Source organism: Streptomyces mesophilus (genome assembly GCF_040300965.1).
GTDB classification, from domain to species: domain Bacteria; phylum Actinomycetota; class Actinomycetes; order Streptomycetales; family Streptomycetaceae; genus Streptomyces; species Streptomyces mesophilus_A.
Map to the genome: position 1 here is coordinate 23,131 of NZ_JBEPEW010000104.1, position 7,022 is coordinate 30,152.

8 protein-coding genes are annotated in these 7,022 nt (G+C 71.3%); 2 read left to right on the plus strand and 6 right to left on the minus strand.

The annotated features are described in order from the left end of the window. Positions 1-77: 77 nt before the first annotated feature. Positions 78-440 (minus strand): hypothetical protein, encoded by a 363-nt coding sequence (locus tag ABT367_RS29060; protein WP_352256252.1) that lies wholly within the window; start codon positions 438-440, stop codon positions 78-80. Between the two features lie 134 nt (positions 441-574). On the opposite strand from ABT367_RS29060, the gene ABT367_RS29065 reads away from it, so the two are divergent. After that, positions 575-1,597, plus strand: coding sequence for a sigma-70 family RNA polymerase sigma factor (locus ABT367_RS29065; RefSeq protein ID WP_352256253.1), 1,023 nt, complete (start codon positions 575-577; stop codon positions 1,595-1,597). A gap of 42 nt (positions 1,598-1,639) precedes the next feature. Here the strand turns inward: ABT367_RS29065 and ABT367_RS29070 are convergent, their stop codons facing one another. Next, entirely contained in the window at positions 1,640-2,581 is a 942-nt protein-coding gene (locus tag ABT367_RS29070; RefSeq protein WP_352256254.1) for an SDR family oxidoreductase, read from the minus strand. A gap of 115 nt (positions 2,582-2,696) precedes the next feature. On the opposite strand from ABT367_RS29070, the gene ABT367_RS29075 reads away from it, so the two are divergent. After that, positions 2,697-3,275 (plus strand): TetR family transcriptional regulator, encoded by a 579-nt coding sequence (locus ABT367_RS29075; protein WP_352256255.1) that lies wholly within the window; start codon positions 2,697-2,699, stop codon positions 3,273-3,275. A 49-nt stretch (positions 3,276-3,324) separates the two neighbouring features. On the opposite strand, the gene ABT367_RS29080 is transcribed toward ABT367_RS29075, so the two are convergent. From ABT367_RS29080 to ABT367_RS29095, 4 genes are all read right to left on the minus strand, one after another. Beyond that, complete coding sequence (locus ABT367_RS29080; RefSeq protein ID WP_352256256.1) at positions 3,325-4,791, minus strand: sensor histidine kinase; 1,467 nt, start codon at positions 4,789-4,791, stop codon at positions 3,325-3,327. Continuing rightward, positions 4,788-5,477, minus strand: coding sequence for a response regulator transcription factor (locus ABT367_RS29085; protein ID WP_352256257.1), 690 nt, complete (start codon positions 5,475-5,477; stop codon positions 4,788-4,790). The genes ABT367_RS29080 and ABT367_RS29085 overlap by 4 nt, the downstream gene beginning before the upstream one ends. 74 nt (positions 5,478-5,551) lie before the next feature. Continuing rightward, positions 5,552-6,403, minus strand: coding sequence for an ABC transporter permease (locus ABT367_RS29090; protein ID WP_352256258.1), 852 nt, complete (start codon positions 6,401-6,403; stop codon positions 5,552-5,554). After that, positions 6,403-7,022 (minus strand): ATP-binding cassette domain-containing protein (locus ABT367_RS29095; RefSeq protein ID WP_352256259.1); only part of this gene is annotated, 620 nt, incomplete at its 5' end. The genes ABT367_RS29090 and ABT367_RS29095, both read right to left, overlap by 1 nt.

Genomic DNA, 7,022 nt, shown 5'->3' on the forward strand with positions numbered 1-7,022 from the left:
AGAAGATCCAGGAGCATGCGGACTGCGGTTGGGCCGCCGACCGAGCCGCGGGACGAGTCGCTGGGTCCGGTGAGATCTCAAAACCCCGGGGTGGGAAGGAAGTTGGGCCACCACGTGGGTACGCCGGCGGGGCACGCCGGGGTGGCACTTTCCCAGAAGATCGAGATGGCGCACCAGACAAGACCGAGGAGCGTCACCGCGAGCGCGATGGCGTGGAGGCGGGGACGGTTCCCGAGCAGGGCGCCCACCGCGAGCCAGGCCGGCAGCAAAACCGACCACAGTCCCGGGATGAAGATCCACAGCAGGAAGCCGCTGTTGGCCGCGTTGTTCACCCCCACGCCACAGGCGCTCCACGCCCTGCCCAGGAGCATCGCGGTGGCCACCGCGAGAATCAGCCCCACCGCCATCCCGAGAAATCCGTGCAGCTGTCGACCCGCCACAGCCCCTCCCCCGTTCGTCCGGCCGTACGTCGGCCACGAGGTGATCGGGCTCACGTTCCCGGCTACGTATCGGATACGAAGGTTGTCACGTCGTACCGAGATGTAAAGCCGCCCACCATGCAAGGAGCCGTGCCGTGACGTCTCGATCCGCTTCCTGTCCCTCTTCCGCACCCGGAGCACTGCCGCATTCCGTGCTTGCGGCGGCGCAGGCCGCGCGGCGTGAGTTCCTGACGGCACTGGAGCCGCTGCGGGGCGAGTTGTTCCGGTACTGCCGCCGTCTGACGGGCAGCGTGTGGGACGCGGAGGATCTGGTCCAGGAGACGCTTGCGCGAGCGCTCGCCAGGGCCGCGCAGTCGCACCAGCCGATCGAGCGGCCGGTGGCGTGGCTGGTGCGGATCGCGACGAACGTCTACCTCGACCAGGTGCGCCGCCCGGCTCCGCTGCTCGTCGAGCCGTCGGATCCCGCGACCCCGCCCTTCGTGGATCCGCTCGAAGTACGCGACGCGCTCGCGGAGATGACCACGCTCCTGGCGCCCCAGGAACGCGCCGCCGTCGTCCTCAAGGACGTGTTCGACCTGCCGCTGAAGGAGATCGCCGCGATGCTGGACACCAGCGAAGGGGCGGTCAAAGCCGCACTGCACCGCGCGCGCGGACGGCTGGCCGGTCCCGGGCGGGCGGCCGCGCTCGCTCGGCGTACCGCTCCCGACCACCGCACCCTCGACGCACTCGCGAGGGCGTTCACTGCCTATGACCTGGACGGACTGACCAAACTGTTCGTCGAGGACGCGGTGAGCGACGTCATCGGGATGGCGCATGAAGTGGGCCGGGACCGGATCGCCTCGGGCTCGCTGCACCACACGCTCTTCCTGGAGACAACCGTCGGATGGCGTGCCGAAGTCCGTGCACTCGACGGTGACTTGCTGGTTCTGATGTGGGCCACGCCGAGCGACGGGAGCGGCCCCGAGGCCCTGGAGGACGTGCTCCGGGCGGACACGGCCGACGGCGGGATCACGTGCCTGCGCTGGTACTACTTCTGCCCGGACGTCCTGACCGAGGTCGGCGAACGGCTCGAGGTCCCTTACCGAATCCATGGATACGGTCACGCGGAACCCATGGATCACGCGGGCCCCATGGATACGGAGACACGGACTGGCTGAGCCGCCGGTTCCCCCGAGGGCCGCGCCCGAGCGCGCCGGCGATCAGCCCTTGTCCGTACGGAAGTAGTGCCCCTTGTCCAGGTCTGCGATGAGGCCCGGCCGGGAGGGGGACCAGTGGAGCAGATCGCGGCTGAGGGTGCTGGAGGCGGGCTGGTCCGTGGTGAGGACCATGGCCAGCCAGCCGAAGTGGTCGGCGGCGTCCTCGGGTGCGACGGAGGCCGTCGGCAGGCCGAGGTGGCGGCCGATGACCTCGGCGATCTCGCGCAGGGTGACACCTTCGTCGGCGACGGCGTGCAACGTCGCGCCGGCCGGGGCCTGTTCGAGCGCGAGGCGGAACATATGGGCCGAGTCCAGACGGTGGACGGCGGGCCAGCGGTTGGTGCCGTCTGCGTAGTAGCCGGAAACACCCTTGGCACGGGCGATCTGGACCAGGACCGCGATGAAGCCCTTGTCGCCTTCGCCGTGGTTGGTGCGCGGCAGGCGTACGACCGAGGAGCGCACGTCACGCCCGGCGAGGGCGAGAACGTACTCGGCGGTGGCCATCCGGGTCACCATTCCGGCCGCCTCGGGCGGTACGGCGTCGACGGGCGGCAGGTCGTGGCCGTCGCGTTCGCCGGCCACGAGGCCGGACAGGGCCGGCGTGCCGGATGCCAGGACGAAGGGTTTGCCGGTGCCGGCGAGCGCCTCCCCCATGGCCTCGACGGCACGACGGTCCGTATCGGCCGCGGCCTTGAAGTCGCCCTGCTCGAAGGCGACTTCGTGGTGGAAGGCCAGGTGGATGACGCCGTCCGCCGCGGTGGCGGCAGCGCGGAGAGTGCCGAGGTCCTCGAGTGAGCCGCGGACCACCTCGGCGCCTGCCTCGGCAAGGGCGTTCGCCGAGGACTCGGACCGGGCGAGGCCGACCACCTGATGGCCGCCGGCGAGCAGGTCGGGGACGAGGGCGGAACCGATCCAGCCGGAAGCGCCGGTGACGAAGACACGCATGGGATTTGACCTCCTGCCAGGCCACTGTCCGTACGGTGCGACATGGATGTCGATGACAGTGACTGACATCAGATTACACGCGATGTCAGTCACTGTCATCGCGTACGATGCGGGCATGGCCCGATGGGAACCGAACGCACGCGGACGCCTGGAGCAGGCGGCCCTCGAGCTCTACCGCGAGCGCGGCTTCGAGCAGACGACCGTGAAGGAGATCGCCCAGCGGGCGGGACTGACGGAACGGACGTTCTTCCGGCATTTCGCGGACAAGCGCGAGGTGCTGTTCCCGCACACGAACCCGCTGAACGAGGCGCTGGCCACGGCGGTCGCGCAGGCCCCGCAGACGGCCTCGCCGATCGATGCGGTGGCGCACGCACTCGGCGCGGCCGCGGCGCTCCTCGAGGAACGCCGAGAGCTCGCCCGGCAGCGCCAGACGGTCATCGACGCACGGCCCGAGCTGCGGGAACGCGAGCTGATCAAGCTCGCGTCGCTGGTGGAGTCCATCGCCGAGGCGCTGCGCGGCCGGGGCGTCGCGGAGCCTGCCGCGACCTTGGCCGCCGAGGCCGGTGTGGCCGCGTTCAAGCACGCCTTCGTCCGGTGGATCGCCGAGGACGGGACGGCGGACCTCGCGCACCTGGTGCGCGAGACGCTGGATGAGCTGAGGGCGGTGACGGCCGGGGGTCAGGTGGGAGCCTGAGCCGTGGCGGCTGGACGCACGGCGGGAGCGTGAGCCTTGCCGCGCCGGCTCAGTCCCCCTCGTACAACGGCAGCAGCACCCTGAACGTCGCCCCCCGTCCCGGCGCCGTACAGACCTCGACCCGGCCGCCGTGGCCGCGTACGAGGGAGTCGACGATGGCCAGGCCCAGGCCCGCTCCCCCGCCGGTGGCGCGGGCGCGGGAGGTGTCGCCGCGGTAGAAGCGGTCGAAGACTCGCTCGGCCTGTGCGGCGGTCATGCCCGGGCCCTCGTCCTCGAACTCCAGGACCGCGAAGGCGCCTTGGGCGCCGACGCCGATCCGCACCGCAGTACCGGGGGGCGCGTGGGCGACGGCGTTGCCGACGAGGTTGGAGGTGACCTGGCGCAGCCGCGCCTCGTCGCCGAGGACCGGTGCGCCGCCGGGCGGGCCGCCGCCGGGACCGGTGAGGGTGACCGTGCGCCCGGGGTCGAGGGCGCGCAGATCGTGCAGCGCGTCGGCTGCCAGCGTGCGCAGATCCATCGGGGTGAGCTGGAGGGGCAGTGCGGTGTCGGCGGACCGGTCGTCCAGGCGGGCCAGCAGGAGGAGTTCCTCGACGAGTCGGATGAGGCGGCCCGCTTCGCCTTCGATCCGGCTCATCGACGCGTCGACATCGGAGCGTTCGGGCATGCCGCCCATCCGGTACAGCTCGGTGAAACCCTTGATGCCGGAGAGGGGTGTGCGCAGTTCGTGGCTGATGTCGGCGATGAAGCGGCGCATACGCTTTTCGGCGTCGGCACGTGCGGCATCGCCCGCTTCGATGCGGTCGAGCATCCCGTTGAGCACCGAGGACAGGCGCCCCAATTCGGTGCGTGGGCCCGCGAGTTCGGGGACACGGTGCGTCAGGTCGCCGGAGGCGATGGCGGCCGCGGTCGTCTCGATCCGGCGCAGCGGGCGCAGCCCTGCGCGTACGGCGAACCAGCCGGCGAGGCCGAGGGCGGCCAGCACGATGCCGTCGATCAGCAGGACGCGTCGGGTGAGGCCTTGCATGGCGGCGTCGACATCGGCGCGCGAACCTGCCGCGACCACGCTGCCGGAGCCCTCACCGGCCGAGCGTGGGAGTGCCACGACGCGCCATTCGCGTCCGTCGTCGGAGCGGGCGTCGAACGGTTCGCCGCCCCGCGCGGCCACCTCGGTCGTGTCGAGGGCGGGGAGTTCGGGCGGGTCATCCGCCCCGGGCCGGATCAGCCAGGTGACGGCGCCGTCGGGAGCCGCGTCCGCCACGTACATGCCCTTCATGAGTTCCTGCTCGATGGCGTCGCGCATTTGAGGGGCCTCGTCCCCGACCGCGTCCGGCAGCGCCGGCAGCCGGGCCGCGACGGCGGCGACCGAGGCCACGCGTTCGTCGAGCTGCTCGAGGAGATCGCGCTGGAGCTGGTCGATCAGCAGTCCGGTGCTGGCCAGCAGGGCGGCGATCAGCAGCGCGAGGGTGAGCGCGAGGAGCCGGGCCCGCAGGGACAGTCCCCTGCCCAGGCCCTTCACGGCTGCGGCCTGCGCAGCACGTAGCCGGTGCCGCGGACGGTGTGGATCAGCTTGGGCTCGGCGTTGTCGACTTTGCGCCGCAGATAGCTGACATACGAGGCGACGATGCTGTCGTCGCCGCCGAAGTCGTAGTGCCAGACGAGGTCCAGGAGCTGCTCCTTGGACAGGACTTGACCCGTGTGCTCCATGAGCACCTTCAGGAGGCTGAACTCGGTCGGCGACAGCGCGATGCCCGCTCTCCCGCGGGTCACCTGGTGGCTGTCCGGGTCGAGCACGAGGTCGCCGACGACGAGACGGCCGTCCGCCCGTGCTCCGCTCGTACGCCGCAGGATGGCGCGGATGCGCAGGATCAGCTCCTCCAGGTTGAACGGTTTCGTGACGTAGTCGTCGCCGCCCGCCGTCAGGCCGCTGATCCGGTCCTCGGCCGCGTCGCGGGCCGTCAGGAACAGCACCGGAGGCGGGCCATCGGCGTGCAGCGCCCTGAGTCTGCGGACGACTTCGAAGCCGTCGAAGTCCGGCAGCATCACGTCGAGAACGATCAGGTCGGGCCGGTCCTGCCGCACCGCGCTCAGCGCCTCGCCGCCCGTGGTGACCGCGCGCACCTCGAAGCCGGTCAGGCGCAGGCTCGCGGAGAGGAGTTCGCGCAGGGTGGGATCGTCCTCCACCACGAGGAGCTGTTCCGCCATCGTCGTATCACCGCCTTGCCGGTCCGCCGGCTTGTCCGGGCCGTTGCCCGATCCCCGGTCGCTGCTCGATCTTCCTATGCGTCGCGCCTGCGGAAGGTGAGGAACGCGGCCACGAGCAGCACCGCGACGCATCCCGCCATCACCGCCAGACCCGGCCATGGGCCGAGAAGCTCCGGGTCTCGGTACGCGGTGACGATCTGTCCCCCGGCCGAGGGCGGCCAGTACGTGGCCGTCCAGTCGGCGAGCGGGCCCGGGAGGGCCGGGCCGAACGCGGGGACGATCAGCATGGTCGCGAACATCGTGGTGACGGTGGCGGTGGTGCTGCGGATCAAGGTGCCCACCGCGAAGCCGAGCAGCGCCGCGAGGGTGAGATACAGGGCCCCGCCGAACACGGCACGCAGCGCTTGGGGATCGGACAGGGTCGCGTAGGGAGCTCCGGCGCCCTCCAGGGCCGACTGCCCGACGACGAAGCCGACCACCATCGTGGCCAGGGCCGCCCCGTACGCCATCACGGCGAGGACGACCGCCTTCGCCGCGAGCACCCGGCCGCGGTGGGGCACGGCGGTGAGGGTGCTCACGATGGTGCGGCTGCCGTACTCGGCGGTGACGACCAGGCCGCCGAGCAGCGCGAGCGTGACCTGGGCCAGCATGTAGCCCTTCAGGCTGGTGGCGAGGGGGTCGAAGACCGCCTGGTCCGCCGGCGGCATCGTGGCGTATTCGTCGCCGGCCGAGGCGCCGTTGAGGGAGGCGAGGCCGACTCCGATCACGAGTGTGCCGAGGACGACCCACAGCGTGGAGCGCATCGTGCGGATCTTGATCCACTCGGCGTGGAGGCTGTGCCGGAAGGTCGCCTTCTCCGGTTCGGCAGTGTCCGGGAGCTGGTGGCCGGGTGCGGTGCGGCGGGTGATCACGCTGGTGACGCTCATCAGGCGGCTTCCGTTTCCTGTTCGGCGGCGTACTCGGTGCTGTCCTGGGTGAGGCGCATGAAGGCCTCCTCCAGGGAGGTCCTGCGCGGGGCGAGTTCATGGAGTTCCACACCGCGGGCAGCGGCCAGCGCGCCGATCGCCGAGGCGGCGAGACCGGTGACCACGAGGGCGTCGCCGTCGCGGTGCACAGTCGCGCCCTCGGCCTCGAGCCGTCCGGCGAACTCAGGCGCCCGGGGGCTGCGCAGGACCACTTCCCGCAGGGAGTTGGACTCGATGAACGCGGCCATGGAGGTGTCGGCGATCAGCCGGCCCCGGCCGATGACGACCAGGTGGTCGACGGTGAGTTCGACCTCGCTCATCAGATGGCTGGACACCATGACCGCGCGTCCTTCGGCGGCCATCCGGCGCATCAACCCCCGGATCCAGACGATGCCTTCGGGGTCGAGTCCGTTCAGCGGTTCGTCGAGCACGAGCACCGGCGGATCGCCGAGCAGGGCCGCGGCGATACCGAGGCGCTGCTTCATGCCCAGAGAGTACGTACCGGCCGGACGGCGCGCGACGGAGCCGAGGCCCACCTCGTCGAGCACCGCGCGGACGCGGCGGCGCGGCAGCCCGTTGC